The sequence below is a fragment of the Dyadobacter sp. CY351 genome (genome assembly GCF_021502625.1).
In the GTDB taxonomy this organism is placed as follows: Bacteria; Bacteroidota; Bacteroidia; order Cytophagales; family Spirosomataceae; genus Dyadobacter; species Dyadobacter chenhuakuii.
Genome location: NZ_JAKFFU010000002.1, coordinates 88,002 through 111,526 on the forward strand (window position 1 = coordinate 88,002; position 23,525 = coordinate 111,526).

At 45.6% G+C, this 23,525-nt stretch carries 27 protein-coding genes; 13 read left to right on the forward strand and 14 right to left on the reverse strand.

Annotated features, from left to right (window positions below):
- Positions 1-53: 53 nt before the first annotated feature.
- Positions 54-470 (reverse strand): hypothetical protein, encoded by a 417-nt coding sequence (locus L0660_RS02470; protein WP_026630637.1) that lies wholly within the window; start codon positions 468-470, stop codon positions 54-56.
- A 286-nt stretch (positions 471-756) separates the two neighbouring features.
- Between L0660_RS02470 and L0660_RS02475 the strand changes: the two genes are divergently transcribed.
- Together L0660_RS02475 and L0660_RS02480 are read left to right on the forward strand one after the other, a co-directional pair.
- A complete protein-coding gene (locus L0660_RS02475; protein ID WP_235157517.1) occupies positions 757-1,311 on the forward strand; it encodes a GNAT family N-acetyltransferase in 555 nt (184 codons plus the stop codon).
- Position 1,312: 1 nt separating this feature from the next.
- Positions 1,313-1,930: a YdeI family protein gene (locus L0660_RS02480; protein ID WP_235157521.1), complete on the forward strand. Its 618-nt coding sequence runs from the start codon at positions 1,313-1,315 to the stop codon at positions 1,928-1,930.
- Positions 1,931-1,983: 53 nt separating this feature from the next.
- Here L0660_RS02480 and L0660_RS02485 read toward each other — a convergent pair whose 3' ends face one another.
- The 5 genes from L0660_RS02485 to L0660_RS02505 all read right to left on the reverse strand — a co-directional run bounded on the left by L0660_RS02485 (position 1,984) and on the right by L0660_RS02505 (position 4,696).
- Complete coding sequence (locus L0660_RS02485) at positions 1,984-2,472, reverse strand: HmuY family protein (RefSeq protein WP_235157522.1); 489 nt, start codon at positions 2,470-2,472, stop codon at positions 1,984-1,986.
- Between the two features lie 56 nt (positions 2,473-2,528).
- Positions 2,529-3,065, reverse strand: a complete 537-nt coding sequence (locus tag L0660_RS02490; RefSeq protein ID WP_235157525.1) for a YceI family protein — start codon at positions 3,063-3,065, stop codon at positions 2,529-2,531.
- Between the two features lie 24 nt (positions 3,066-3,089).
- Positions 3,090-3,428 carry a hypothetical protein gene (locus L0660_RS02495; protein WP_026630639.1) on the reverse strand — a complete coding sequence of 113 codons (339 nt, stop codon included), beginning with the start codon at positions 3,426-3,428 and terminating at the stop codon, positions 3,090-3,092.
- Positions 3,429-3,430: 2 nt separating this feature from the next.
- Positions 3,431-3,817 carry a glyoxalase/bleomycin resistance/extradiol dioxygenase family protein gene (locus L0660_RS02500; RefSeq protein WP_235157527.1) on the reverse strand — a complete coding sequence of 129 codons (387 nt, stop codon included), beginning with the start codon at positions 3,815-3,817 and terminating at the stop codon, positions 3,431-3,433.
- 69 nt (positions 3,818-3,886) lie between these two features.
- On the reverse strand, positions 3,887-4,696 hold the full coding sequence (locus tag L0660_RS02505) for a helix-turn-helix domain-containing protein (RefSeq protein WP_235157528.1): 810 nt from the start codon (positions 4,694-4,696) through the stop codon (positions 3,887-3,889).
- Between the two features lie 213 nt (positions 4,697-4,909).
- Between L0660_RS02505 and L0660_RS02510 the strand changes: the two genes are divergently transcribed.
- Positions 4,910-5,764 carry a cupin-like domain-containing protein gene (locus tag L0660_RS02510; protein ID WP_026630642.1) on the forward strand — a complete coding sequence of 285 codons (855 nt, stop codon included), beginning with the start codon at positions 4,910-4,912 and terminating at the stop codon, positions 5,762-5,764.
- A gap of 75 nt (positions 5,765-5,839) precedes the next feature.
- Positions 5,840-7,858: an excinuclease ABC subunit UvrB gene (gene uvrB, locus L0660_RS02515; RefSeq protein WP_233795396.1), complete on the forward strand. Its 2,019-nt coding sequence runs from the start codon at positions 5,840-5,842 to the stop codon at positions 7,856-7,858.
- Positions 7,859-7,862: 4 nt separating this feature from the next.
- On the opposite strand, the gene L0660_RS02520 is transcribed toward uvrB, so the two are convergent.
- The 3 genes from L0660_RS02520 to L0660_RS02530 all read right to left on the reverse strand — a co-directional run bounded on the left by L0660_RS02520 (position 7,863) and on the right by L0660_RS02530 (position 8,968).
- Positions 7,863-8,165: a type II toxin-antitoxin system RelE/ParE family toxin gene (locus L0660_RS02520; RefSeq protein ID WP_233795397.1), complete on the reverse strand. Its 303-nt coding sequence runs from the start codon at positions 8,163-8,165 to the stop codon at positions 7,863-7,865.
- On the reverse strand, positions 8,152-8,367 hold the full coding sequence (locus tag L0660_RS02525) for a hypothetical protein (RefSeq protein WP_235157531.1): 216 nt from the start codon (positions 8,365-8,367) through the stop codon (positions 8,152-8,154). The genes L0660_RS02520 and L0660_RS02525 overlap by 14 nt, the downstream gene beginning before the upstream one ends.
- A gap of 73 nt (positions 8,368-8,440) precedes the next feature.
- Positions 8,441-8,968: a 5' nucleotidase, NT5C type gene (locus tag L0660_RS02530; RefSeq protein ID WP_233795399.1), complete on the reverse strand. Its 528-nt coding sequence runs from the start codon at positions 8,966-8,968 to the stop codon at positions 8,441-8,443.
- Positions 8,969-9,081: 113 nt separating this feature from the next.
- On the opposite strand from L0660_RS02530, the gene L0660_RS02535 reads away from it, so the two are divergent.
- On the forward strand, positions 9,082-9,831 hold the full coding sequence (locus L0660_RS02535; RefSeq protein ID WP_035361343.1) for a DeoR/GlpR family DNA-binding transcription regulator: 750 nt from the start codon (positions 9,082-9,084) through the stop codon (positions 9,829-9,831).
- Positions 9,832-9,839: 8 nt separating this feature from the next.
- Here L0660_RS02535 and L0660_RS02540 read toward each other — a convergent pair whose 3' ends face one another.
- From L0660_RS02540 to ileS, 5 genes are all read right to left on the reverse strand, one after another.
- Complete coding sequence (locus L0660_RS02540) at positions 9,840-9,992, reverse strand: hypothetical protein (protein WP_235157532.1); 153 nt, start codon at positions 9,990-9,992, stop codon at positions 9,840-9,842.
- Between the two features lie 82 nt (positions 9,993-10,074).
- Positions 10,075-10,470, reverse strand: a complete 396-nt coding sequence (locus tag L0660_RS02545; protein ID WP_235157534.1) for a hypothetical protein — start codon at positions 10,468-10,470, stop codon at positions 10,075-10,077.
- Positions 10,467-11,246 carry a 3-hydroxyacyl-CoA dehydrogenase gene (locus L0660_RS02550; RefSeq protein WP_235157535.1) on the reverse strand — a complete coding sequence of 260 codons (780 nt, stop codon included), beginning with the start codon at positions 11,244-11,246 and terminating at the stop codon, positions 10,467-10,469. Before L0660_RS02550 ends, L0660_RS02545 begins: the two co-directional genes overlap by 4 nt.
- A 185-nt stretch (positions 11,247-11,431) precedes the next feature.
- Positions 11,432-11,875, reverse strand: coding sequence for a DUF6934 family protein (locus tag L0660_RS02555; protein WP_235157537.1), 444 nt, complete (start codon positions 11,873-11,875; stop codon positions 11,432-11,434).
- Positions 11,875-15,321 carry an isoleucine--tRNA ligase gene (ileS, locus tag L0660_RS02560; RefSeq protein WP_235157541.1) on the reverse strand — a complete coding sequence of 1,149 codons (3,447 nt, stop codon included), beginning with the start codon at positions 15,319-15,321 and terminating at the stop codon, positions 11,875-11,877. Before ileS ends, L0660_RS02555 begins: the two co-directional genes overlap by 1 nt.
- 196 nt (positions 15,322-15,517) lie before the next feature.
- Here ileS and can point away from each other — a divergent pair, with 196 nt between their 5' ends.
- From can to L0660_RS02600, 8 genes are all read left to right on the forward strand, one after another.
- Complete coding sequence (can, locus tag L0660_RS02565; RefSeq protein WP_026630650.1) at positions 15,518-16,150, forward strand: carbonate dehydratase; 633 nt, start codon at positions 15,518-15,520, stop codon at positions 16,148-16,150.
- Positions 16,151-16,258: 108 nt separating this feature from the next.
- On the forward strand, positions 16,259-17,437 hold the full coding sequence (locus L0660_RS02570; protein WP_235157543.1) for a PepSY domain-containing protein: 1,179 nt from the start codon (positions 16,259-16,261) through the stop codon (positions 17,435-17,437).
- 104 nt (positions 17,438-17,541) lie between these two features.
- Positions 17,542-18,561, forward strand: coding sequence for a bile acid:sodium symporter family protein (locus tag L0660_RS02575; protein WP_235157544.1), 1,020 nt, complete (start codon positions 17,542-17,544; stop codon positions 18,559-18,561).
- A gap of 11 nt (positions 18,562-18,572) precedes the next feature.
- Positions 18,573-19,187 (forward strand): DUF4230 domain-containing protein, encoded by a 615-nt coding sequence (locus tag L0660_RS02580; protein ID WP_235157547.1) that lies wholly within the window; start codon positions 18,573-18,575, stop codon positions 19,185-19,187.
- Between the two features lie 29 nt (positions 19,188-19,216).
- Positions 19,217-20,593 carry a glutamine synthetase family protein gene (locus L0660_RS02585; protein ID WP_235157551.1) on the forward strand — a complete coding sequence of 459 codons (1,377 nt, stop codon included), beginning with the start codon at positions 19,217-19,219 and terminating at the stop codon, positions 20,591-20,593.
- A gap of 34 nt (positions 20,594-20,627) precedes the next feature.
- Entirely contained in the window at positions 20,628-21,401 is a 774-nt protein-coding gene (locus L0660_RS02590; RefSeq protein ID WP_235157555.1) for a glucose 1-dehydrogenase, read from the forward strand.
- A gap of 2 nt (positions 21,402-21,403) precedes the next feature.
- Positions 21,404-22,795: an aldehyde dehydrogenase family protein gene (locus L0660_RS02595; protein ID WP_235157558.1), complete on the forward strand. Its 1,392-nt coding sequence runs from the start codon at positions 21,404-21,406 to the stop codon at positions 22,793-22,795.
- Positions 22,795-23,499, forward strand: a complete 705-nt coding sequence (locus L0660_RS02600) for a glutamine amidotransferase-related protein (protein ID WP_235157559.1) — start codon at positions 22,795-22,797, stop codon at positions 23,497-23,499. Before L0660_RS02595 ends, L0660_RS02600 begins: the two co-directional genes overlap by 1 nt.
- Positions 23,500-23,525 lie beyond the last annotated feature (26 nt).

Here is a 23,525-nt window from a genome sequence, read left to right on the forward strand (position 1 = left end):
AGCACAGCAATCTGTCCGTCAGTGAGCATAACGGGGCATTTAAATTTAAAAACTCAGAATGGACAAAGCCGGTGCAGGAAGCCGTAATAGCCGGGAAGCGCAATATTTTGTTGGCTGACATTAACCGTAAGCAGTTTCTCACGGATTAATTTGGGCGTGCGCAGGAAGTAATAATTTGAAAAAACAACGGTTTCGAAGGATACGAACCGGTAAGTAGAGTGGCGGTGGCGAAGCAGCTTGGATAAATTCTCACGCCATTTGCAGCCGTCTGCTTTTACAATGGTGCGATTGGGATCGATTGTATCATCCACAATAACCACATCCTTCGACTCAACGCTTGTCTCAATTGAAAAAGGGGAGAACCCCGTTCCGTAATCAAGCTTGCATAGCTGTCCCGGCTGCTTGGCTGACAGCGATAAAGCCAGGAAGTGAACAAGGCAGAAAAACAATACAAAAGTTCTTTTTGTCATGATGCTGATCTGATCAGTACATTAAAAAATCCATACTTTTATAATGAATTCAAGAATGATTGGGAATATTGGAAAGGAATCTCAATAAAAACATGCAATTGTTCAAATATAATAATTCAAATGTATACAACAAATTTTAATGGTTGTTAATGACTGTTAATTAGGAATAAAATCAAGAATCTCATTCAAATTGACGTGTTTTAATCCTACCTGTTTAAAATTCACTTAGGCTATAATGTGACTTATTTGAGAAACAGCGTATATTTAAGAGTAACACATATGCTCGATGCAGGTTAAATCGATAAAGACGGAACACTTTGTGCTGACCAAGATGAGCGCGGCGGATGGGGACAAATATTTCAGGCTGAGTAATAATGACAATGTGATGAAATATGTGACCGGGCACGCGCTGGACCGTCAGGAGTCGGACAAAATGCTGGCTACTTTTCTGGCGGAATATGGAACTGACACATTTTTGGGGCGATATTTGATCGAGGGCGTTGCTGGCGATTTGATAGGCGTTGCCAAACTCGATATGGATGGAAGTGATGTGGAAATCGGTTACCGGATCATGGAAGAACATTGGGGAAAAGGGATTGCAACAGAGATCGCAACGGGCTTAATCCGCTTCGCAAAACGCGAGCTGAACGCCAGGCAGGTTATCGCTTATGTTAACGTAAGTAATGCGGCATCGATCCGGGTGCTTGAAAAAGCTGGCATGGTGAACATGGAGCGGATCGAAGATCCGGATGAAGTCAAGTATAAATTTGTTTACTCAACTCAAATCAATGCCCCTCTTAGGAAAGTGTTTTACCAGATCCTTGCCTTAATCGGAAAATGACATGCAAACATCAAAAACGGACCCCAGAATTGACACGTATATCTTGAAGTCGGCCAATTTCGCTATTCCTGTACTGACTTACTTTCGGGACCTTGTTCACGCTTATTGTCCGGATGCTACCGAAACAATGAAATGGAGTTTTCCACATTTCGAGTATAAGGGCAGCATTCTTTGCAATATGGCATCATTCAAGCAGCATTGTTCGCTCGGCTTCTGGCATGGTTCGCAACTCTCTGATCCGCAGCGTATTCTGGCTTTGGGTGAGAAGGCTTCCATGGGACATCTGGGAAGGATCCAGAAAATCGAAGATCTGCCTGACGAATCTGTTCTGGCTGATTTTATAATCCAATCCATGCAGTTGATTGACAAAGGGGTGAAAATAGTCAGGGAAACGAAACCTGCTGTGAATAAGGAGCTGGATGTTCCTGCTTATTTTCTGGAAGCAATGACGCCGAGAGCGAGGCAGACATTTGACAATTTCAGCTATTCCCAAAAAAAGGAATACGTCATGTGGGTAACGGAGGCAAAAACAGAGGCGACGCGCGAAAGACGAATGGCCACGTCCGTTGAGTGGCTGGAAGAAGGGAAGGTCCGGCTTTGGAAATATGCAGCAAAATGAAAAGCCTGGAAAGTTTTTAAAGCTTTCCAGGCTTTTCATGTATGAATGATCAATTAAAACTTCCCGTTTTCATCTGCTAATGCGTAGCGGAAAGTGAAATAACTGGATTCTTCGGTTGGCAATTCTTCCGGCGCACCTTTGTAATAACTAATGATCTGCACCTTCGCATATTTGCCGTCGGCAGTTTTTACCAGCAACGTTCTTTCCGGGATGGTCCTGATCGCGTGCACGCTCATATCATATTTGTACCAGGAGTTTCCACTTCCGCCGGGAATCGCGAATGTATCGTCGTGATCCGACCTATATCCGTCTTGCGGCGCTTCCGCAATTGCTTCGAATGGCTGTTCCACCACCAATGCACCTGCCTTGCCCGGCCCGCTGCTGCCGCTGTTTACGGCAATGGTCGTTTTGCTGAATGCAATGTCCCAGTTTGCGGTTTGCGCTTCACCTGCGGAAACGGCTTTGCCAGTTGCCAGGCTGAAATAGGCGTATGGCTTGGCATTTGCGTCCAGATCTTTGATGACAATTATTTCAGATTTCATGTTATCAGGTTCCTTATGGTTGTTAGTGTTGAAAAATAGGTAAGTCGGCTTGACTTTTACTTGATAATGGCCTTCAAATCAACGCTAATGACATCTTTGAGCTTCCAATCTTTCGTTCCGACCTTGTAGTCCAGCCGGTTAATTTCAAATTTGCTGCTAAGGGAATAAGTGCCATCCGCATTCTTTTTTGCCTCAAAAGGAAGCGTTACGCTCTTGGTTACGTCGCGTATGGTAAGTTTGCCTGTTGCCTCATACTGACCATTCTTTTTCTCCACTTTTGAAGATTTGAAGTGAATGTTCGGGTATTTTTCAACAGCAAAATATTTGTCGCTTTTCATATCCTTATCCCGTGAATCGTTCCCGGTTTCAAATGTGCTGGCAGCGATCTTAATGTTGAAAGAAGCATTCTCTGGCGATTTTTCGTTGAAAACAGCTTCCCCTTTCGGAGCTGCAAAAGTCCCTTCACAGGTTCCTAAGATATACTTTACCTTAAAATCAGTAGAACCGGAAACGATTTTTGAGGTTTGCCCAAAAGCAATGTTTGATCCTAAAAATGCAAGAAAAAAGCCGATAACTTGAAAGCGGTTACGCATATAAACAGGGTGACGTGATAAAATCTATATTTCTTCCAGCAGCGACTCACCCCGGGACTGATCCCCGGAAGTCCATTGCCATTGCTCATGCATACGGATTTTTCCGTTCGGGAGTTGCTCAGGTGTCGATTTACAAATGCCTGTCGTGATCTCGCCCTTGTCATTCACCTGGTGGTAACGCATGTCCAGATTCCCATTTTCATCCACCAGCGCAATCAGGTGCCCTAGCTGAATGCGGCCGCCGGAATACGTGGAAGTTACAATGTTGCCATTTTGATGATAAACAAATTGCATCGAAAGGTCAACCTCACCATTTTCGGAATTAGAAAGCGGGACAAAGATCTTGTTGTTGTAATTAATCATTTTTAAAGAACAGAAGTGATCCACCAAACATTACCGCAAGGGTCTTCAACGCCGCAACTGCGCCCATAATCCTGGTCCGCCGGCTCCATAATGGAGTTGCCGCCTTCTGCCAATGCTTTTTGATAGGTGTCGTCGGCATTTTCAACATATACAAACATACTCGCAGGCTTCGCGGGCCACTCTGCACGGCTATCGCAAAACATGATCGTGCTCTCATTAATGCTTACTTCGCTGTGCTTGATCAGGTTAGGGTCGTCTTCCTGAAAATGCGTTTGCGTGACAACGCCGTTGAAGACTTTGGTCGTAAAATCTAGGAATTTCGAGGCGCCATCTAACATTAAATAAGGCATAATTGCCTGATGGCCATTTGGAATTTTTACAGTGCTCATAGTTTTTATTTGTTTAGTTTACGCAAATGTAGCCGCAGCGCCATCGCTAAAAATTGGAAAAACACGACATTATACATCCCGGTAGGCTTGCCCTTCGGACCTGCCGGAAAAATAAAAGCGTGGATGCTGGCCAGAGAATGTTTTAAAGTCATGAATAAAATGCGACTGATCGTAATAGCCGCATTCATAAGCAATCTCCGTCAGCGACTTATCTTTGTCCCCATAGGCATCTAATGCAGCATGGAAGCGGGCAATCCGTAAATATAATTTGGGACTGAAACCTGAGAATTCCTTGAATTTCCTTTCAAACTGGCGGGTCGATAGGAAGCTTTGGGCTGCAAGGTCCTGCACATTGGTCAGTCCGTTATGTTTGATAACCTGATTAATGATTGAAAAGACGGCCGGTTCGTATTTTTTTGTTTTGGAAAGAAGCGATTCCAGAAAGGTCGATATAATCGCGACCCGCTCGTTGTGATCAGCTGCCAGCATCATCCGCTCTTCCAGGCCATTTGCTTTTTGACCCAGAAATGTATGTAAATCGGGCATTTGCCCAGTCAGTTCCGTAGAAGGCATTCCAAACAAAACCGGAATGGCAAATGGATAAAGGTAAACCCCGAAAATCCCGAAATCTTCATGAATCACAAATCGCCGAAATGTCTGCGACTGCCCGTGAATTCCTGAATAAAAGGAAGGCTCCGTTTTTTCAGCAGTCACAAATTCATCAAAACGCCCTTTATAATGAAATATCATTTCCGCGCAGCCATCGGCCATAGTCCGGTGAATGTAAGGCTGTCCTGATCCGATCTCATGTTCGAGGACCCAAAAAAACCGCACATATTTTGCTAGCGCAGGAGAGGGTGGAATGGTAAAATATTTCATTACAACGGGTTAAATGAACATTCTACTAATGGTTTACAGCGGATCACACATTCAAGGAATAATTCAGAAATTTATATTTTTGAAATCTCTTTAATACATTTGATCTAACTAAGATTCGAATAAATTTAGAATTATTCACTTTCAAAGGTTGTTAGAAAATAATTCTATCATTAGTTTTTTCAATAGTCGCTTACCATTTACTCAGTTTCTGTCATGAAATTAGTGCCCATAGAGAAACGCAGCGGACTTACCCGCGAAGAATTCATTGAAAATTATTTGAAACCAAGTCGCCCGGTCGTGTTCACAGATCTGGCAAAAGATTGGCCTGCAGTGCAAAAGTGGACGTTTGAGTGGCTTCGTGAAACGCACGGAAATATAGACGTCCCCCTGGTTGACAACCACATGCACGACGCGGACAAATATTTTCAGATTGCGAAGACAATGAAATTCGGCGATTACCTGAAACTTATTGAAGCCGGCCCTACCGATCTCCGGATCTTCCTTTTTGATATCTTTAAGAAAGCGCCCGAACTGGCCAATGACATCCGTTTTCCGACCATTATGGACGGGTTTTTGAAGTCATACAAATTTGTATTTTTCGGTGGACAGGGCTCTATTACCAGCCTGCATTATGATATGGACTGCTCCAATGTGTTTTTAACGCAGTTCCAGACGCGCAAGCAAGTCATTTTGTTCTCGCCGGAAGAAAGCAGAAGGTTGTATCACCACCCATTTACAGTAATGAGCAAAGTGGACCCGATCAACCCGGATTACGAAAGATTCCCTGCATTAAAGGGCGCTGTGGGCCATGAAACAACATTGCTGCATGGTGAAACGATCTTTATCCCTTCACTTTGGTGGCATTACATTCGCTATGTGGATGGCGGTTTCAGCTTAGCACTTAGGGCTAATAACTCTATTTTCACGGCAGTACGCGGCGGTATGAACCTTGTAAGACATACATTCGTCGATAAAAGCATGACCAAGTTGCTTGGCCTGGGTTGGCAGCATTGGAAAGAGAAAAAAGCGGTCGAAAATGCACAGGAAGTGCTGACAGAACACGCGTAGAAGTATCCGGGACGCATTTCAAAGAAACTAATCTATCTTTGAAATGCGTTATCTCTGGAATGCTTACAATACGCTATGGACTTCGAAATAACCTCAGAATACCAGCCAACGGGTGACCAGCCGGCGGCTATTGAACAACTCGTGCAAGGCATTCAGGCCGGCGAACCTGCCCAGACGCTTTTGGGTGTAACGGGTTCAGGTAAGACATTTACCATAGCCAACGTGGTGAAGCAGGTCAATAAGCCTACACTCGTTTTAAGTCATAACAAAACACTTGCTGCACAGCTTTACGGGGAATTCAAACAATTCTTCCCGAATAATGCAGTGGAGTATTTTATCAGCTACTACGACTATTACCAGCCGGAAGCGTTCATTTCCAGCACCAATACTTACATTGAAAAAGACCTGCAAATCAATCAGGAGATTGAAAAGTTGCGGCTTCATACTGTATCATCGCTGATGAGCGGCCGTCGGGATGTGATCGTTGTGGCTTCCGTATCCTGCATTTACGGTGCAGGTAATCCCAATGAATACAAGAAAAGCATTGTCAGCGCCAAACTAGGCGACATTGTGAGCCGCAACCAGTTCCTGTTCCGTTTGGTTGAAATACTTTACAGCCGCACAGAGCTTGAATTCAACCGCGGCACATTCCGCGTGAAAGGCGACACGGTCGACGTTTTTCCGGGTTATGCGGATTTTGCTTACAGGATCATTTTCTTTGGAGACGAAATAGAAGAGATCCAGCGCATTGAGCCGGAAACAGGTAAGAAAATATCTTCGGAACGTGCCATTGCAATCTTCCCCGCCAACCTTTTTGTGACGGGAAGAGATGTTCTGGTGCAATCGATCAAGGAAATTCAGGACGATCTTGTTCAGCAAATTAACTTCTTTACCAAAGAAGGAAGATTGGCAGAAGCCGAGCGCGTTAAGGAGCGCACCGAATTTGATATGGAAATGATGCGGGAGTTGGGTTACTGCTCTGGGATTGAGAACTATTCCCGCTATTTTGACCGCCGCTTACCAGGTCAACGGCCATTCTGTTTGCTCGATTACTTCCCGGATGATTTCTTAATGGTGGTGGACGAAAGTCACGTTACCATGCCGCAGATCCGCGCCATGTGGGGAGGTGACCGTTCGCGTAAGGAGCAGCTCGTGGAATATGGTTTCCGGCTGCCATCTGCTATGGACAACAGGCCGTTAACATTCCAGGAATTCGAAGATATGACGCCGCAAACCATCTTCGTGAGCGCAACGCCGGCGGATTACGAGCTGCGTAAGTCAGAAGGTGTTGTCGTAGAGCAAATTATCCGCCCAACCGGCTTGCTGGACCCTGAAATTGAAGTAAGGCCAAGCCTGAACCAGATCGACGATCTGCTGGAAGAAGTCCATAAGCGCATTAATATGGGCGACCGCGTTTTGATCACGACCCTCACAAAAAGAATGGCGGAAGAGCTGAGCAAATATCTGGAAAGGGTAGGCGTAAAGTGTCGCTATATCCACTCGGAAGTGAAGACGCTGGACCGTGTGGAGATTCTGCGGGAATTAAGGTTAGGTATTTTTGATGTACTGGTAGGCGTTAACCTGCTGCGCGAAGGATTGGATTTACCAGAAGTCTCACTCGTGGCGATTATGGATGCGGATAAGGAAGGATTTCTTCGGGATACACGCTCCATGATCCAGACTATCGGCCGCGCCGCGCGTAATGACCGTGGAAAAGTAATCATGTATGCGGATGTCATGACCGGGTCCATGCAACTCGCTATTGATGAAACCAATAGGAGAAGGAGCATTCAGCTGGAATACAATGCCGAAAATGGGATCACGCCAAAAACCATTCTCAAATCGAAAGAAGCGATCATGGAACAAACATCCGTGGCCGATTCGAAAGTCCGCAAAGTTTACGTAGAGCCAACCGAAGTCCGCGTCGCTGCCGATCCGATTGTTCAGTACATGGGCAAAAACGACCTGCAAAAGCTAATTTCCGAAACCCAGCGCAAAATGGAAACAGCCGCGAAGGATCTAGACTTTTTGGAAGCTGCAAGGTTACGGGATGAATTGTTGCAATTGAAAGAACGAGCGAAGCAGGCGGCGTAAAGGTTTACAACTGAAATTTTTTCGGATTACGACTCGTATGGAAAATGGAGACAACGAAAACTGTTTTTAATGCCTCGTCCACCCAGTATACGATCAGAAACGGAAAGATTTTTAATGTTGCAAAGTGAAGTTCGTTGTCATATTTGGCAGCGAACTTGTAAGGGTTCTCGGAAATGGAAGACAAATATCTGGAAACCTCGCCGTAGAACTTTCTTCCTAATCCTGGAAGCTGCTCATTATAGTATTCGAAAGCCTCATCAAATTCAATTTCGGCCGGTTTTAAAATTTCAATGCTATATTGACTCATAGCGAGCCTGTATTTCTGACCATGGTCTGGAAGAAATATTTCCGGCGAGGAATTCTTTCTTACGATTCAAAAATTCGGCTTTTGCTTCGTCTGAGATTACAAAATCATCTTCCAAAGCACTTTTAATGCGAATCTTTTCGACTTCGTCCATACCGTGGATCACTTCAATGAGTTGATCCACCGAAATATTTATTGATACCATAACTTCAAGTATTGCAGTATTTGAACAAACATTATTCTAAAATACAAAAATTTGAATGAATGCTGTCACTTTTCTATTCGACTTCCAGCAACGCCAACGCCTCGTTCCAGTTGTTGACACGCTTGTGTTTGGTGACGTTTACGTTATGGCTTGCGGTGAAGAGGATTGGGGTGCCTTTGCAGAAATCCAGGTTTTTCAAGTGATCGTCGATGAGATAATCGGTATCGATAATTCTTTTGTCGCCGCAGAAAACAATGTTTTTCCAGGAAATGAAAGGGAAATGTTCGTTGAGCCAATCATATTTTTCGGGGAGGGAATTCGGGAATTCCATTGCGGCTGATACGATGAAAATATCGTAATGTTCCTGCAATTTTAGAAGCGCTTCCTGTGCTCCCTCGATGATCGGTGCATGTCGAAAAAAGCCGGTTTTATAGATCAGGCTTAGCGCAGCAGCAGGGTCCGGAAAAGCTTCGTCTTCGGGCTTTCCAAGCAATTCCTTCCTTTCGATTTTTACACCAAATTCCTTTTCGTACCAATTGATCCAGTTTGTTTCAATATCAACGATGACATTATCCATGTCAATGGCAATCGACTTTCTCATAATAAGCAATGCTTTATAGTTGCAATTTTGTGCAACAAATGTAAATTTTATCTGCAATATTTTGCAATTTTATTTCTATAAATTTTATATTTTTGCATAAAACAGAAACGAAAATGTTAAAAGAGGAACGGTTTCATGTCATATTAAATCAGCTAAACAGTGAGCAGAAAGTGTATCTGCCGGGGCTGAGTGCGCTGCTGAATGTTTCGGAAGATACGGTTCGGAGAGATATCAAAGAACTTGCAGATCAAGGGCTTCTGAAATCGGTCAGAGGCGGGGCTGTGCCGCATTCACCCGGCCCTCATCATTTTAAAGACAGGGTTTTGTATGATAACGAGCAAAAACAGATCATCGCAAAAAAGGCTTTGAATTTCCTGAAAGATGGTCAGCTTGTCATTTTCGATGGCGGTACGTCCGCGCTGCTGATCGCCAAGTCGTTGCCCAAAGACCTTCGTTTAACGGTTGTTACCAACAGCTTCCCGATTGCTTCCATTCTCGAAGAACACGAGCATGTTGAAGTGCTGTTTGCCGGTGGACGGCTGTTGAAAAATTCCTTTGTGACCATTGGCAGCGACACCATTCAGTTTATAAAAAAGTTTCGCGCGGACATTTGCCTGCTGGGGATATGCAGCATTCACTCCCATCTGGGCGTTACCGGGCCGGATTATGAGGAAAGTGAAGTAAAAAGGGCAATGATTGAATGTTCAAAAGAAGTAATTGCGCTCGCATCCGTGGAGAAACTCGCCACTGCGGAAGCACATTATGTCTGTCCGGCTGAACAGTTATCCATGATCGTAACCGATCAGCCGGCAGACAAAGAGGAATTTAAAATTTACACTGATATCGGGATTCGGATGGTTTAAGTTAAGGCTTATCCTTTCTTGTCCTTCTGAACTTCTTCCGTTTTGAAGAAAGTGTCGTCCACAGTTTTGACTTCTTGATTTATTGCGTTTGCAAAGCCAAGCATATAGGCCATAGCAAGCCTTTTGAGCCACTTTTTGATGGCTGGTAATACATTTTCCATTCCATTGTCTGATTATAAATGAAAAGCAGCTCAGTCCTTTGAGGAAAGAGCGCATTTACTACTGATGAAAATCAGCTGTGTTTCAGGAATGGAAAGGGAATGGTTCTTCGGAAGATTGTGATCTGCCGTTAAGATGCTGCCCGGTCGCGTTCATTATGATCGGCTGCAAGTCGGGCGCAGTCGAAACTGCTAATGCTGTATGTATTTGCAGTGATTTGGAAAAAAAGCGAAGGCGTCCAAATTGTAATAAAGCGCTTTTGGAGGAACACTTTTGCTTATCAGTACTTTTATAAGCATACGAGAATGTCCCGGTTTTGCGAAGATGGCTTTCTCTGGATCCATTGGAAATGACTTCCTCGATCCTGTAAATGGATTTCGGCTCAGCGAAATGATGTGAGACAATGCTGGTCAGCAGCAGTGCCAAAAGCAACCAGCGCCATATAGATTTTCCTTCAAGAAATGTCAGCTGCTCTCTCATTTCGGGCTCATCCTAATCGCCCCATCCAAGCGGATTACTTCTCCGTTCAGCATGGGGTTTTCAACAATTGATTTTGCAAGCAATGCGTATTCAGATGGTCGTCCTAAGCGGGAAGGAAATGGAATTTGTTGCCCTAGTGAAACGCGCGCCTCTTCGGGCAGCCCTAGCATTAATGGCGTCTCAAAAAGCCCCGGCGCGATGGCCATAACCCGGATGCCTGACTTTGCAAGGTCGCGGGCAACAGGCAAAGTCATACTCACAATGCCGCCTTTACTGGCAGCGTAGGCGACTTGCCCCATCTGGCCGTCATAGGCAGCAACAGATGCCGTATTAATGATCACGCCGCGCTCACCTTCTTCATTAGGCACATTCTTATCCATCGCAAACGCTGCCAATCGCATTACATTGAATGTGCCGATCAGGTTTGTTTTAATGGTTTTTTCAAAAAGATCGAAGGAATGCGGGCCATATATCCCATCTGCTTTGCCAATGATTTTTCGGGCAGGGGCAATTCCAGCGCAGTTGACAACAATGCTTATAAAACCAAATGTTTCCAACGTGAGATCAACGGCTTTTTGCACATCGCTTTCACTGGAAACATCAGCTTTAATAAATCTCATTTTATCAGGAAATTCAGCTTGAAGCTTTTCCCCTGCAACAACATTCAAATCAAGCACAACAACATTAGCACCCGATGCAACAAACAAACGCGCCGTTGCTTCCCCAAGCCCGGAGGCGCCGCCTGTTATTATAGCTGTTGCGTTGGCTAGCTGCATGACTATTTTTCCCGCATGTGTCCAGGAAACGGATATTTTTTAAGGGTCTCCCGGGCACGTTCCGTTTTATCCAATACAATTTGAGGTATCGGTAGGTTATCCAGTTGCGGATTGTAACTTATATTGTCGGTTTTACCTGACTTCTTATCTAGCACTTTCATATTCAGGAAGCTCTTTTGATAAAGTTAGAACTTTTTCTCTATTAAAAAACCTTCAAAATTAATATTCGGTTCAAATGCAAACCATTGCCCGTCCTTAAAACCGCTGATTAACAGATCCGAACTTTCGGGATGATAAATTTTTGAAATGGCAATTTGATAAAGTCGCGTTCTGGTTGGTGTGCTGCCTTCGAAAAAGATTCTTTTATCAGGATTAGAATCAAGAAATTGGTGAATAGTGGAAATTACTGTAACAAGAACTTCCGGCATATCTCCATTATCCGTTACGGAAATGTCGTTATAATTTCCCTTTGCTGCATCATAGTCAACAAGTGATAAGTTGAAGATATCAAATGTCAAAGGCGTAAAAAGTATCACCTTTTCGAAAACACCTCGCTTCCCGGTACTTTGGAACTGGAAGCGGGTGTTTTCTGCGTTACTTTCGGTCAGATACGCTTTGTATTGCTGCATTACGACACAACCTCAATCTTCACTTTCAACAAAAACTCATCCATTTCAATCTCGTTGGCTTCGCCGTTGAGGTCGTTGATGATGTTCAGTTCCAGGGCTTGCACTTCCTGGCAGATGTAATCTTTGTTGGCGGTTACGGCGCTGGCCAGCAGGCGGTCGTTATCCTGTAATGTGATTTTTATTTTATCTGTTACATCGAAACCACTGTCTTTCCGCAGGTTTTGAACGCGGTTGACGAAGTCACGTGCTATGCCTTCGAGACGCAGTTCGTCTGTGATCGTAACGTCCAGCGCTACTGTCAGACCGCCTTCGCTCGCTACCAACCAGCCTGGGACGTCCTCAGCGTGGATTTCTACGTCGGTAAGGGCAATTTCGATGGGTGATGATGCGCCGTTTAAGGTTATCGAGCCATTTTTCTCGATTTCCTTGATAGCTGCTTCGTCCATTGAGGAGATTGCTGCTGCCACTTCCTTCATCTTCGGGCCGAATTTCGGTCCTAATGTCTTGAAGTTTGGTTTGATCTTCTTGATCAATATACCGCTGTCATCATGCACGAATTCAATGTTCTTGACATTAACCTCCGACAAAATAATGGACTTAACCTGCTCAATCTGACGTTTTGTATTATCATTCAGCACAGGGATCAAAATCTTGGAAAGCGGCTGGCGTACTTTGATCTTATGCCCCTTACGGATGGAGTGGACCAGTGAACTGATCGTTTGCGCTTGTTCCATGGCGGCTTCCAGGTCCAGATCAACATATTCTGCTTCGATCTTAGGCCAGTAAGTCAAATGCACAGATTCGTATTGATGGCCGGTGTTATTAGCAATCGAAGCGGCGCGGTCGCCGTCTGTCAGGTTTTTATATAACCATTCTCCAAAAAACGGAGCAATCGGCGACATGAGCTGCGAAACGGTAACCAGGCAATGCTGCAAAGTCTCGTATGCGGCTTGTTTGTCTTCCGTAAGACCTTCACCGGAATCCTGCGAGGGGTTCCAGAAACGGCGGCGGTTGAGACGGATATACCAGTTGGAAAGCTGATCGGTCACAAAATCCTGAACAAGTCTTCCGGCCTTGGTCGGGTTGTAATCATCAAATTGCTCACCAACTTCCTTCACCAATGTATTCAGCTTTGATAAGATCCAGCGATCCAGTTCCGTGCGTTTTTCAATGGGCACAGAAACGGTCTCATGGAATTCATAACCGTCCAGATTGGCATATAATGCGAAGAAATTGTAAGTGTTTACAAGTGTTCCGAAAAACTTACGCTGCACTTCACCAATGCCTTCAATGTTGAATTTAAGGTTATCCCAGGGTTCGGCATTGGTGATCATATACCAGCGCGTAGCATCAGGACCGAATTTGGATAGGGTAGCAAATGGGTCAACCGCATTGCCAAGACGCTTGGACATTTTGTTGCCATTTTTATCTAAAACCAAACCGGTAGAAACGACATTCTTGAATGCAACAGAATCAAACAACATCCCGGCGATGGCGTGCAGGGTAAAGAACCAGCCGCGCGTTTGATCCACGCCTTCGGAGATGAAATCTGCCGGATAACTTTGCTCGAAAATCTCTTTATTTTCAAAAGGATAATGCCATTGCGCGTAAGGCATAGCGCCCGAATCAAACCAGACGTCGATCAAATCCGGCTCGCGGTGCATGATATGGCCCTTTTTCGAAACCAAAACAATGTTATCCACATACGGCCTGTGCAGGTCGTAATCGCCATTTTCCAGCTTTAATAAATATTCCGAATTTTTAGCAGCCTGTTCTCTTGTCAGGTTTTCCGAAAGCAATGCTTCTTCCAGCTGATCTTTCAGTTCTTCAATTGAGCCGATGCAGATTTCTTCACCATGCTCGTTGCGCCAGATCGGCAGGGGCGTTCCCCAGTAACGGGAGCGGGACAGGTTCCAGTCGACCAGGTTTTCCAGCCAATTGCCAAAGCGGCCCGTTCCGGTGCTTTCCGGCTTCCAGTTGATGGTTTTGTTTAGCTCCACCAGGCGGTCTTTCATCGCTGTGGTTTTAATAAACCAGCTGTCCAGCGGATAATATAAGACCGGCTTATCCGTACGCCAGCAATGCGGGTAGGGGTGTTCGTATTTTTCTACTTTAAATGCCTTGCCTTCTTCTTTCAGCTTGATCGCTATGAGGACATCCGTTGCCCTGAATTCCGGATCATTTTGTTCTTCTTCGGAATAATATTCAGGCTTAACGAAGCGGCCTGCGTAATCTGTGATCTCTTTTACAAAACGCCCCTGGCGGTCCACAATGGGCACATCTTTGCCGGTCTCGTCTTTCACCATAATGGCCGGAATGCCATTGGCTTGCGACACCCGGAAGTCATCCGCACCGAATGTCGGAGATGTATGCACAACCCCCGTTCCGTCCTCGGTCGTAACGAAGTCGCCCAGAATGACGCGGAATGCGGGTTTCGCAGACGGCTCAACCTTAGGCTGCACATAGGGCATTAGTTGCTCGTATTCAATGCCTTCCAGATCTTTTCCTTTCAATTCTGTCAGGATAGTCCAGGGCAAAAGCTTTTTGTCACTGGCTTCATAACCTGCAAAGTCACCGTCACGGCCCTTTTCAGAGAAATATTTTGAGATGAGGTCCTTTGCCAAAACCACTGCGACGGGCGCATGTGTGTAAGGGTTAAAGGTTTTTACCAGAACATAAGTAATGTTGCCGCCAACTGTCAATGCCGCGTTGGCAGGAAGCGTCCAGGGCGTGGTTGTCCAGGCCAGGATGCGGATATCGGACTCAGAAAAGTCTGCGAAAACTTCCGCGGCTTTTGCGCCCTTTGTCTTAAACATGGCCACAATGGTCGTGTCCTTAACATCTTTGTACGTCCCCGGCATGTTCAGCTCATGAGACGAAAGTCCGGTTCCTGCGGCTGGTGAATAAGGTTGGATCGTGTAACCTTTGTATAGCAAACCTTTGTCGTAGAGCTTTTTAAGCAGGTTCCAAAGGCTCTCAATGTATTCGCTTTTGTAAGTAATATATGGATCTTCCAGATCAACCCAGTAACCCATTTTTTCGGTCAGGTCATTCCATTGATCTGTAAATTTCATGACGGTCTGGCGGCATTTTTCGTTGTAATCTTCAACGGAAATCGTCTTTCCAATGTCATCTTTGATGATGCCCAGCTCTTTCTCAACCTGCAATTCCACAGGTAGTCCGTGCGTGTCCCAGCCTCCTTTTCTTTTAACCTGAAAACCCTGCAATGTCTTGTAACGGCAAAAGATATCCTTGATCGAGCGCGCCATAACGTGGTGAATACCAGGTGTTCCATTCGCGGAAGGCGGGCCTTCGAAGAATGTAAATGAAGGTGCACCTTCGCGTGTTTCAACCGACGCTTCAAATATCTTTTTGTCTTTCCAGAATTTCAGGACTTCGTCTCCAATCTGCGGATAACTCAGGTTTTTATACTCGTTGTATTTCATATGTGCTGTTAGCTGTTAGCGCTCGACTATTAGCTTTCTAATGTAAAAACAATGTATTAATAACACCAAACGGGATTTTAAGAGCGCAAAATTACGATTTTTTTTCTGCTAAAAGGATGCTTGGATTTCAATGAATGTGAAAGCATATTCTTATTTTGCAGCGCTTTCACAAGCTGTAACACTACTCAAAATATATATGGAACAATATCAAAGGCTGCTTGACTTCAATAAGACCTGGGCTGCCGAGCAGTTAGGCGTGGATGAATCTTATTTCGAGATTCTTGCCAAAGATCAAAAGCCCGATTTTTTATGGATCGGGTGTGCCGACAGCCGCGTTCCGGCGGAAGACCTTACGGGCTCGCGGCCTGGTGAAATGTTTGTGCACCGCAATGTGGCCAACCTGGTCGTGCATACGGATATGAATATGCTGAGCGTGCTGCAATATGCGGTTGAAGTGCTGCATGTCAAGCACATTCTGGTCGTTGGACATTACCAATGTGGCGGCGTGAGAGCTGCTATGACAAACAATGATTTTGGGTTAATCAACAAATGGTTGTGCAACATTAAAGATGTATACGACAAGCATGAAACTGAATTGGAGGCCATCGACGATCAAGGCAAGCGTTTTGACAGGCTCGTTGAGCTGAATGTGATCCAGCAGGTGAAAAATCTTGCCAAAACCGACATTGTACAACGGGCGTGGAAGAAAAACCAGTCTTTGCATTTACATGGTTGGGTTTATGGAATGCACGACGGCATCTTAAAGCCAATCATCGACATGCCGCCAGGCACTGAGGTTACCGGCATTTACAAGTATCAATTTGACTGAAAAACAAGAAATCCTGGTCCTGATCGACCGGGATTTCTTGTTTTTTAAAATGTTCGCACTACATTAGTAATTTGATTGAGTCTAAATAGTGATAGGAACATTGCGTCAATGAAGAAACTGATCGGGAAATTACATCTTTACCTTGGCCTGACGTCCGGGATTATCGTGTTTGTAGTAGCCATAACGGGTTGTATCCTGGCTTTTGAGCACGAAATAAAAAGCTTTACACAACCTTACATGTTTGTAGAGCCGCCGGTAAATGCCAAAGTGCTGCCTCCATCGGTTTTACAGGCAAGCGCTGAAAAAATGCTTCCCGGCAAAAAGGCAAACGGCGTGCTATACGGCGTCCCGACGCGCAATGCAGAAGTGGGCTTTTACAATGCGAATCCTGAATATTATTATGTCGTCTATGTGAATCCTTACACGGCCGAAGTGCAGCACGTCTGGAACGAAGAAGGCGATTTTTTCCACTTTATCTTACACGGACATTATTATTTATGGTTGCCGCCGACCATCGGCCAGCCCGTTGTGGCGTCGGCGACATTGGTTTTCCTTGTGATGTTGATCAGCGGACTTGTGCTTTGGTGGCCCAAAAATAAATCGGCAGCAAAACAGCGCTTCTCAATCAAATGGAATGCTGCGTGGAGGCGGAAAAATTACGATCTGCACAACGTTTTCGGTTTTTATGTTTTGTCAATCGGCTTCCTATTGGGCTTTACGGGGCTGGTTTGGGGTTTTAAATGGTTTTCCCAGGGACTTTATACGGCAACGGGCGGTAAGGGCTCGGACGAATATTACCTTCCAGCTTCGGATTCAACATTGCTAACCGGTGCGTTTACGCCTATTACAGCTGTCGACAAGGCATGGCTTGCATTGAAAAAGGAATATCCGGTTAATGAGGGGATCAATGTTTCGATTCCGCATACCAAATCAGAATCGATCTTCTCTTTCGTGAATTTCAGGGCTGGGACTTACTATAATGTTGATTACAATTATTTTGACCAGTATTCCCTTAAAAAAATAAAAATGACCGGCCCTTATTCAGGCCGTTTTAAGGATGCCGACTTTGCAAATACATTGCGGAGAATGAATTATGACATTCACGTAGGGGCTATTTTAGGGCTTCCGGGCAAGATCATTGTTTTTCTGGCCAGCCTAATTTGTGCCAGCCTGCCCGTAACCGGAACGATTATCTGGTGGGGCAGACGGAAAAAGCAGTCCAGGAAACCTAAGAAAAGCCTGCGCGCATTACAGCCGGACCTCGTCGCCATAATCCGGCTCGTTTAATCTGGCTGCCGTCGATCTGCTTTTAAGGTAAAATATTTCGTCCTGAAAGGAATTTTAGATTAAACTTTTCGCCTTCTATAGGAAACGACCTATATTGGGAACCGATGAGTAAAATATTTGATACAGCCAAAAAAGCAGGTTTGGACGGCTTTATGCTTGCTTTGCTAAGCATGATCCTGCTGGCCTGGCTCTGGCCATACCCAGGCATGAAGGACAGTCCGCTGCCGCTTTCAGAGATCTCTACCATTGCCGTTTCCGTCATTTTCTTTTTTTACGGGTTAAGGTTAAGTCCTGAAAAACTGCGTGCGGGCCTGGTCAACTGGAAGTTGCATGTAATGGTGCATTTATCCACGTTTGTCCTTTTTCCATTGCTTGCCCTGGCTTTCCGGCCCCTTTTCAAATCGGATGACAGCCAGACATTATGGCTGGCGATATTCTTTCTGACGGCGCTTCCTTCCACGGTGTCGTCGTCCGTTGTTATGGTGTCCATCGCAAAAGGCAATATTCCGGCGGCCATATTCAATGCTAGCATTTCGAGCCTGATCGGCGTTTTTCTTACACCATTATGGATGGGGCTGGTGATGGATGCGGGCACAGGGCACGCCGGTCCCGGGCATTTTGATCTGCTTTCAGTAGTCGGAAAGTTGTCTTTACAAGTATTATTACCAGTTTGTGCAGGCATTGCATTGAATAAAAGGTGGGGCCATTTTGCGGAGCGATATAAAAAATACATCCGCTATTTCGATCAGTTTTCGATTTTGCTTATCGTTTACACCTCTTTTTGCGAATCGTTCGGGGAGCATTTGTTTAGTTCGCTGGGACTAAAAGAAATTGTATTTTTAGGGATAGGAATGCTGTCGCTGTTTTTCGGGATTTATTTCCTGCTCACATTCATCAGCAACCTGTTACATTTCAACCATGATGATAGGATCACGGCCGTATTCTGCGGTTCCAAAAAATCCCTGGTGCAGGGCGCAGTAATGTCCAAAGTGCTTTTTCCAGGCGCTCAGGCAGGGTTAATGTTGCTTCCGATCATGATTTATCATGCTTTGCAACTAATTGCGGCGAGTATCATTGCGCAGCGGATGGCGCGTTTGAACGAGGAGGAGCGGATTATTAATTAAAACAGAATGATATGCGTTGGATAGTGCGTTTGCTTGTGTTGATCCTTTTGCTGGCCGGGCTTCAATCGATATGGAGTAATTTCAGGGCGGGTAACTGGGTGCCGGACTGGCTGGGCAGCCAGGATAAATCCGAGACGACGCACGCGCTGGTTTTGGAGGAAATAACGACAATGGGTAAGTTGGAATTGGTAAAATATAATTTTAAAGACGTTGTTGAACAGCAGATTACAAAAATGTGGCTGCCCAATGCGAAGGCTATACTAATCGTCCAGGGCGAGGCGATCGGCTGTATTGATCTGACCAAAGTTGAAATTGCCGACATTACATCCGAAGCGGAAACACTTGTTGTGAATATGCCTGAGCCGGAACTTTGTGTTTTTAAGATAGACCATAGTAAATCAAGGGTTTACAATACAGAATATGCTTTCAATGAAGAAGCCAAGCTAGTTCAGGAAGCATACAAACAGGCGGAAAAGCAAATCCAGCGATCGGCTCTTGATATGGGAATCTTGGAACAGACCCAGATCAATGCCCGCAAAATACTGACCCCGGTTTTGGAAAAAGCATCGGGGAAAAAAGTGGTTTTGAAGTTTCCGCTAAATACCAAAATAGACAAGTTGCGTTGATATCAATTTCAAAAAATTAGCCCTTTCCAATGAGTAAAAGAGGATTCCTTACGCAAGAAGAACTTACAGCTAAGATCGGGGAAGGGTTGATAGAAACCATCGTTGTCGCTTTCACGGACCATTACGGCCGCCTGATGGGCAAGCGTGTGGACGCCGATTATTTCCTCGATTCGGTGATTAAATCAGGCACGCACGGATGTAATTATCTGCTCACCACGGACATGGCCATGGATCCGGTTCCAGGTTATAAATATGCCAATTGGGAGCTTGGTTATGGTGATTTTCACCTCGTGCCCGATCTCGCAACATTGCGGATCGCGGATTGGCTGGACAAGACGGCATTGGTAATTTGTGACCTGCATAATGAGAAATTGCATGCATTGGAGTCAATCGGTCCAAGATCGATTTTGAAAAAACAGCTGGAAATATTGCAATCAGATGGTTTACAATGCTTTGCAGCCTCTGAACTTGAATATTATCTGTTGGAAAACAGCTATAAACAAGCATTCCAGCAAAATTATCAAAACCTGACACCGGCAGGCTATTATCTTGAAGACTACCACATTATGCAAGGAACGCGTAATGAAAAATATACTTCCGCAGTAAGGCGGCATTTGAAAAATTCGGGCATTGAAATTGAAACTTCAAAAGGTGAATGGGGGCTGGGGCAGCATGAATTGAATGTAAAGTATGCAGAAGTGCTTCCTATGGCCGATAACCATGTGGTTTACAAGCAATGTTTGAAAGAAGTGGCGGACGCCATGGGCCTGTCTGTGACATTCATGGCCAAGTTTCAATCCGACCAGGCCGGTTCCAGCAGCCATATCCACATGAGTTTGTGGAAAGATGGCCAGAATGCATTTGCAGGCGATCAGGAATTCGGGCCGGTGAAAGGTTCTGATATTTTTCGCTGGTTTTTGGGGGGCTGGATCCAGCATGTGCCGGATGTGATGCCGTTTTATGCGCCTACGATCAATTCATACAAGCGTTTTGTAGATGGTTCCTGGGCACCCACACGCCTTGCATGGAGTTACGACAACCGGACGGCAGGCTTCCGTGTAGTAGGAAGCGGCGCCAGCTTGCGCATTGAATGCCGCATCCCGGGAGCGGATTGTAATCCGTATCTGGCTTTTGCAGCATCATTAGCTTCGGGTCTGGATGGGATCAAAAACAAAATAGAGCCGCCGGAATGTTTTATCGGGGACATTTATGCCGCCGCCCATTTGCCACGCGTTCCTTATACGCTCGCAGAAGCTACAACATTATTTGAAAACAGTGAATTTGCTAAAAATACATTTGGCAAAGAAGTCGTCGAGCATTACAGCCATTTTTTCAGATCCGAGCAAAGGGCGTACGACACGTCCGTGACGGACTGGGAAAGAAAGCGGTATTTTGAACAGATATAACTCAATTACTATCCATATTAACCCCATAAAATCCATGCGTTTAGAAAATAAAGTTGCGCTGATAACCGGCGGAAGTGGCGGAATCGGGCGTGAAACTGCACTTTTGTTTGCCAAAGAAGGTGCAAAAGTCGTTGTTACCGACGTCAATGTTGCGGCCGGACAGGAAACTGCCGATGAGATCGTTGCTAACGGAGGCGAGGCGTTTTTCCTGCATTCGGACGTTTCCAAAGCCGCTGATAATGAGGCCGCCGTTGCATTCGCGGAAGAAAAATTCGGCAAGCTCAACATCATTTTCAACAACGCGGGCATTATGCACAGCGACGATGACAATGCGATGACAACCGACGAGTCCATCTGGGACCTGACGATGAATATCAATGCAAAAGGGGTGTTTTTAGGCTGTAAATACGGCATTCCTGCATTGCAGCGCGCAGGCGGCGGTTCGATAATCAACACTGCCTCTTTCGTCGCAATATTAGGTGCTGCTACACCGCAGGTTGCTTATACGGCTAGTAAAGGAGCTGTTTTGGCGTTGACGCGCGAGCTGGCCATTATTCATGCGCGTGAAAATATCCGCGTCAATGCATTGTGTCCCGGTCCGCTGCGCACGGAGTTGCTGATGAAATTTTTAAATACCGAAGAGAAAAAACAACGCAGGCTGGTCCACATTCCCATGGGCCGTTTCGGCGAGGCGAAAGAAATGGCTTATGCCGCATTGTTCTTAGCTTCCGATGAATCCTCATTTGTAACAGGAACGGATTTTCTGGTTGACGGCGGGATCACTTCTGCCTATGTAACGCCCCTCTGATCATGGCAACTCAAAAAACGATAAGCCCGATTGACGGCTCCGTATATGTGGAACGCACCTTAGCAGAGCCGCAGGAAGTTGAAACAGCATTGGCTAAGGCCGTTGCTGCACAAAAAGAATGGCGAAAAACTTCGCTGGATGAACGGGAAGCGATCTGCCGGAAAGCGGTGGAATATTTCCTGAATAATGCAGATGAAATTGGATTGGAACTGACCTGGCAAATGGGCCGGCCCATCCGCTATACAGCCAATGAGATCAGAAAAGGATTTCAGGAACGCGCTAATTATATGATTTCCATTGCACCGAAAGCGCTGGCCGATGTGGAAGTGGAAGAAATTTCCGGGTTTAAAAGGTTTATCCGGAGGGATCCATTGGGCGTTGTTTTCGTGGTTGCGCCGTGGAATTATCCTTATCTGACTTCCGTGAATTCCGTGATTCCGGCGATTATGGCTGGTAATGCGGTTATTTTGAAGCATGCGCAGCAAACACCATTGTGTGCCGAGCGCTATGCCGCGGCTTTCGAATATGCTGGTTTGCCTGAGGGTGTATTTCAATATCTGCATTTAAATCATGAACAGGTGGCCCGGGTGATTGTGGATACGCGGATTGATTACGTGGCATTTACAGGCTCGGTGGAAGGCGGACATGCAGTTCAGAGGGCGATTAATGAGCGTTTTATCATTGGCGGACTGGAATTGGGCGGTAAAGATCCTGCTTACGTGCGTGCGGATGCCAATCTAGCGGATGCGGTTGAAAATCTGGTCGATGGGTCATTTTTTAATTCAGGACAGTCATGCTGCGGAATTGAGCGGATTTATGTGCATAAGGACGTTTATGATCAGTTTGTTACGGACTTTGCAGCATTGACCAAAACTTACACTTTGGGAGATCCTACAAACACCGGAACAACGCTCGGCCCGATGGTCCGCACGGCGGCAGCTGAATTTGCGCAAAAGCAGATAAATGAAGCTATTTCGCAAGGTGCTACGGCATTGATCGATCCGGAACTCTTCCCTGCACACCAGTCCGGGACGCCTTATTTTGCACCACAAGTGCTTGTTAATGTGAACCATAACATGAATGTGATGACCGAGGAAACATTCGCGCCGGTGGTGGGCATTATGCCTGTGGAAAGTGATGAAGAGGCTATCAGTTTGATGAATGACAGCCAGTACGGGCTCACTGCTTCCATCTGGACATCGGATGTAGAAGCCGCGCTGGCAATAGGTGAGCAAGTGGAAACCGGAACCTGGTTCATGAACCGCTGCGATTATTTAGATCCTGCCCTGGCATGGACCGGTGTAAAGAACTCTGGCAGAGGCTGCACGCTTTCCACGGTCGGTTATGAAGCATTGACCCGACCAAAATCATTTCATTTGAAAATTAACGCATAATGGCGGTGAAAGTTGGCTTACTCGAATGCGATCACGTGCGGGAAGAGCTGCGGCACATAGCGGGCGATTACCGGGACATGTTTCCGGCCCTGTTTTCAAATGTGGCACCGGAGTGGGAATTTCATTTCTATGATGTCTGCAATGGTCACTTTCCCGTGTCCGTCGAGGAGTGTGACATCTACATTTGCACTGGTTCCAAAAGTTCGGTTTATGATCAGGAAGATTGGATTACCCGGTTAAAAAACTTTGTAGTGGACATTTATCAGTCCCAAAAAACATTTATTGGTGTCTGTTTCGGGCATCAGATGTTGGGAGAGGCATTAGGCGGCAAAGTGGAAAAATCGTCGGTTGGCTGGTGTGTGGGCGTGCATCGTTTCCAGCTCACCGCCCGGGAAAGCTGGATGCAGCCGTTTACAGATGCATTCAATTTGCTGATGATGTGCCAGGATCAGGTGGTACAATTACCGCCTGATGCTACATTAATGGCCGAAACGCCCGACTGCCCGCATGCCATGTTCCGCGTGGGCGAGCGCATGTTGGGGATACAGGCGCATCCTGAGTTTTCTAAAAAATATGACCAGGCATTAATGGAGCTCCGGGTAGAGCGCATTGGCGAAAAAAAGGTTGAACTGGGCATCGCCAGTCTGGAATTGCCGACGCAGGAAATCATGTTTGCGCATTGGATAAAGAACTTCTCTTCTTAATTTTATCCCAACAAGCATTAAGCTCA

What these genes read in the sequence shown, in the direction of transcription:
- L0660_RS02505 (WP_235157528.1), bottom strand. Translation starts at nt 4,696, where the DNA reads ATGAAATATTTTACCATTCCACCCTCTCCTGCGCTAGCAAAATATGTG.
- L0660_RS02545 (WP_235157534.1), bottom strand. Translation starts at nt 10,470, where the DNA reads ATGAGAGAGCAGCTGACATTTCTTGAAGGAAAATCTATATGGCGCTGG.
- L0660_RS02525 (WP_235157531.1), bottom strand. Translation starts at nt 8,367, where the DNA reads ATGGTATCAATAAATATTTCGGTGGATCAACTCATTGAAGTGATCCAC.
- L0660_RS02480 (WP_235157521.1), top strand. Translation starts at nt 1,313, where the DNA reads ATGCAAACATCAAAAACGGACCCCAGAATTGACACGTATATCTTGAAG.
- L0660_RS02475 (WP_235157517.1), top strand. Translation starts at nt 757, where the DNA reads ATGCAGGTTAAATCGATAAAGACGGAACACTTTGTGCTGACCAAGATG.
- L0660_RS02535 (WP_035361343.1), top strand. Translation starts at nt 9,082, where the DNA reads ATGTTAAAAGAGGAACGGTTTCATGTCATATTAAATCAGCTAAACAGT.
- L0660_RS02580 (WP_235157547.1), top strand. Translation starts at nt 18,573, where the DNA reads ATGCGTTGGATAGTGCGTTTGCTTGTGTTGATCCTTTTGCTGGCCGGG.
- L0660_RS02555 (WP_235157537.1), bottom strand. Translation starts at nt 11,875, where the DNA reads ATGCAGCAATACAAAGCGTATCTGACCGAAAGTAACGCAGAAAACACC.
- uvrB (WP_233795396.1), top strand. Translation starts at nt 5,840, where the DNA reads ATGGACTTCGAAATAACCTCAGAATACCAGCCAACGGGTGACCAGCCG.
- L0660_RS02495 (WP_026630639.1), bottom strand. Translation starts at nt 3,428, where the DNA reads ATGATTAATTACAACAACAAGATCTTTGTCCCGCTTTCTAATTCCGAA.
- L0660_RS02600 (WP_235157559.1), top strand. Translation starts at nt 22,795, where the DNA reads ATGGCGGTGAAAGTTGGCTTACTCGAATGCGATCACGTGCGGGAAGAG.
- L0660_RS02490 (WP_235157525.1), bottom strand. Translation starts at nt 3,065, where the DNA reads ATGCGTAACCGCTTTCAAGTTATCGGCTTTTTTCTTGCATTTTTAGGA.
- L0660_RS02530 (WP_233795399.1), bottom strand. Translation starts at nt 8,968, where the DNA reads ATGAGAAAGTCGATTGCCATTGACATGGATAATGTCATCGTTGATATT.
- L0660_RS02585 (WP_235157551.1), top strand. Translation starts at nt 19,217, where the DNA reads ATGAGTAAAAGAGGATTCCTTACGCAAGAAGAACTTACAGCTAAGATC.
- L0660_RS02595 (WP_235157558.1), top strand. Translation starts at nt 21,404, where the DNA reads ATGGCAACTCAAAAAACGATAAGCCCGATTGACGGCTCCGTATATGTG.
- L0660_RS02485 (WP_235157522.1), bottom strand. Translation starts at nt 2,472, where the DNA reads ATGAAATCTGAAATAATTGTCATCAAAGATCTGGACGCAAATGCCAAG.
- L0660_RS02510 (WP_026630642.1), top strand. Translation starts at nt 4,910, where the DNA reads ATGAAATTAGTGCCCATAGAGAAACGCAGCGGACTTACCCGCGAAGAA.
- L0660_RS02550 (WP_235157535.1), bottom strand. Translation starts at nt 11,246, where the DNA reads ATGCAGCTAGCCAACGCAACAGCTATAATAACAGGCGGCGCCTCCGGG.
- L0660_RS02540 (WP_235157532.1), bottom strand. Translation starts at nt 9,992, where the DNA reads ATGGAAAATGTATTACCAGCCATCAAAAAGTGGCTCAAAAGGCTTGCT.
- L0660_RS02570 (WP_235157543.1), top strand. Translation starts at nt 16,259, where the DNA reads ATGAAGAAACTGATCGGGAAATTACATCTTTACCTTGGCCTGACGTCC.
- ileS (WP_235157541.1), bottom strand. Translation starts at nt 15,321, where the DNA reads ATGAAATACAACGAGTATAAAAACCTGAGTTATCCGCAGATTGGAGAC.
- L0660_RS02520 (WP_233795397.1), bottom strand. Translation starts at nt 8,165, where the DNA reads ATGAGTCAATATAGCATTGAAATTTTAAAACCGGCCGAAATTGAATTT.
- L0660_RS02575 (WP_235157544.1), top strand. Translation starts at nt 17,542, where the DNA reads ATGAGTAAAATATTTGATACAGCCAAAAAAGCAGGTTTGGACGGCTTT.
- L0660_RS02500 (WP_235157527.1), bottom strand. Translation starts at nt 3,817, where the DNA reads ATGAGCACTGTAAAAATTCCAAATGGCCATCAGGCAATTATGCCTTAT.
- L0660_RS02470 (WP_026630637.1), bottom strand. Translation starts at nt 470, where the DNA reads ATGACAAAAAGAACTTTTGTATTGTTTTTCTGCCTTGTTCACTTCCTG.
- L0660_RS02590 (WP_235157555.1), top strand. Translation starts at nt 20,628, where the DNA reads ATGCGTTTAGAAAATAAAGTTGCGCTGATAACCGGCGGAAGTGGCGGA.
- can (WP_026630650.1), top strand. Translation starts at nt 15,518, where the DNA reads ATGGAACAATATCAAAGGCTGCTTGACTTCAATAAGACCTGGGCTGCC.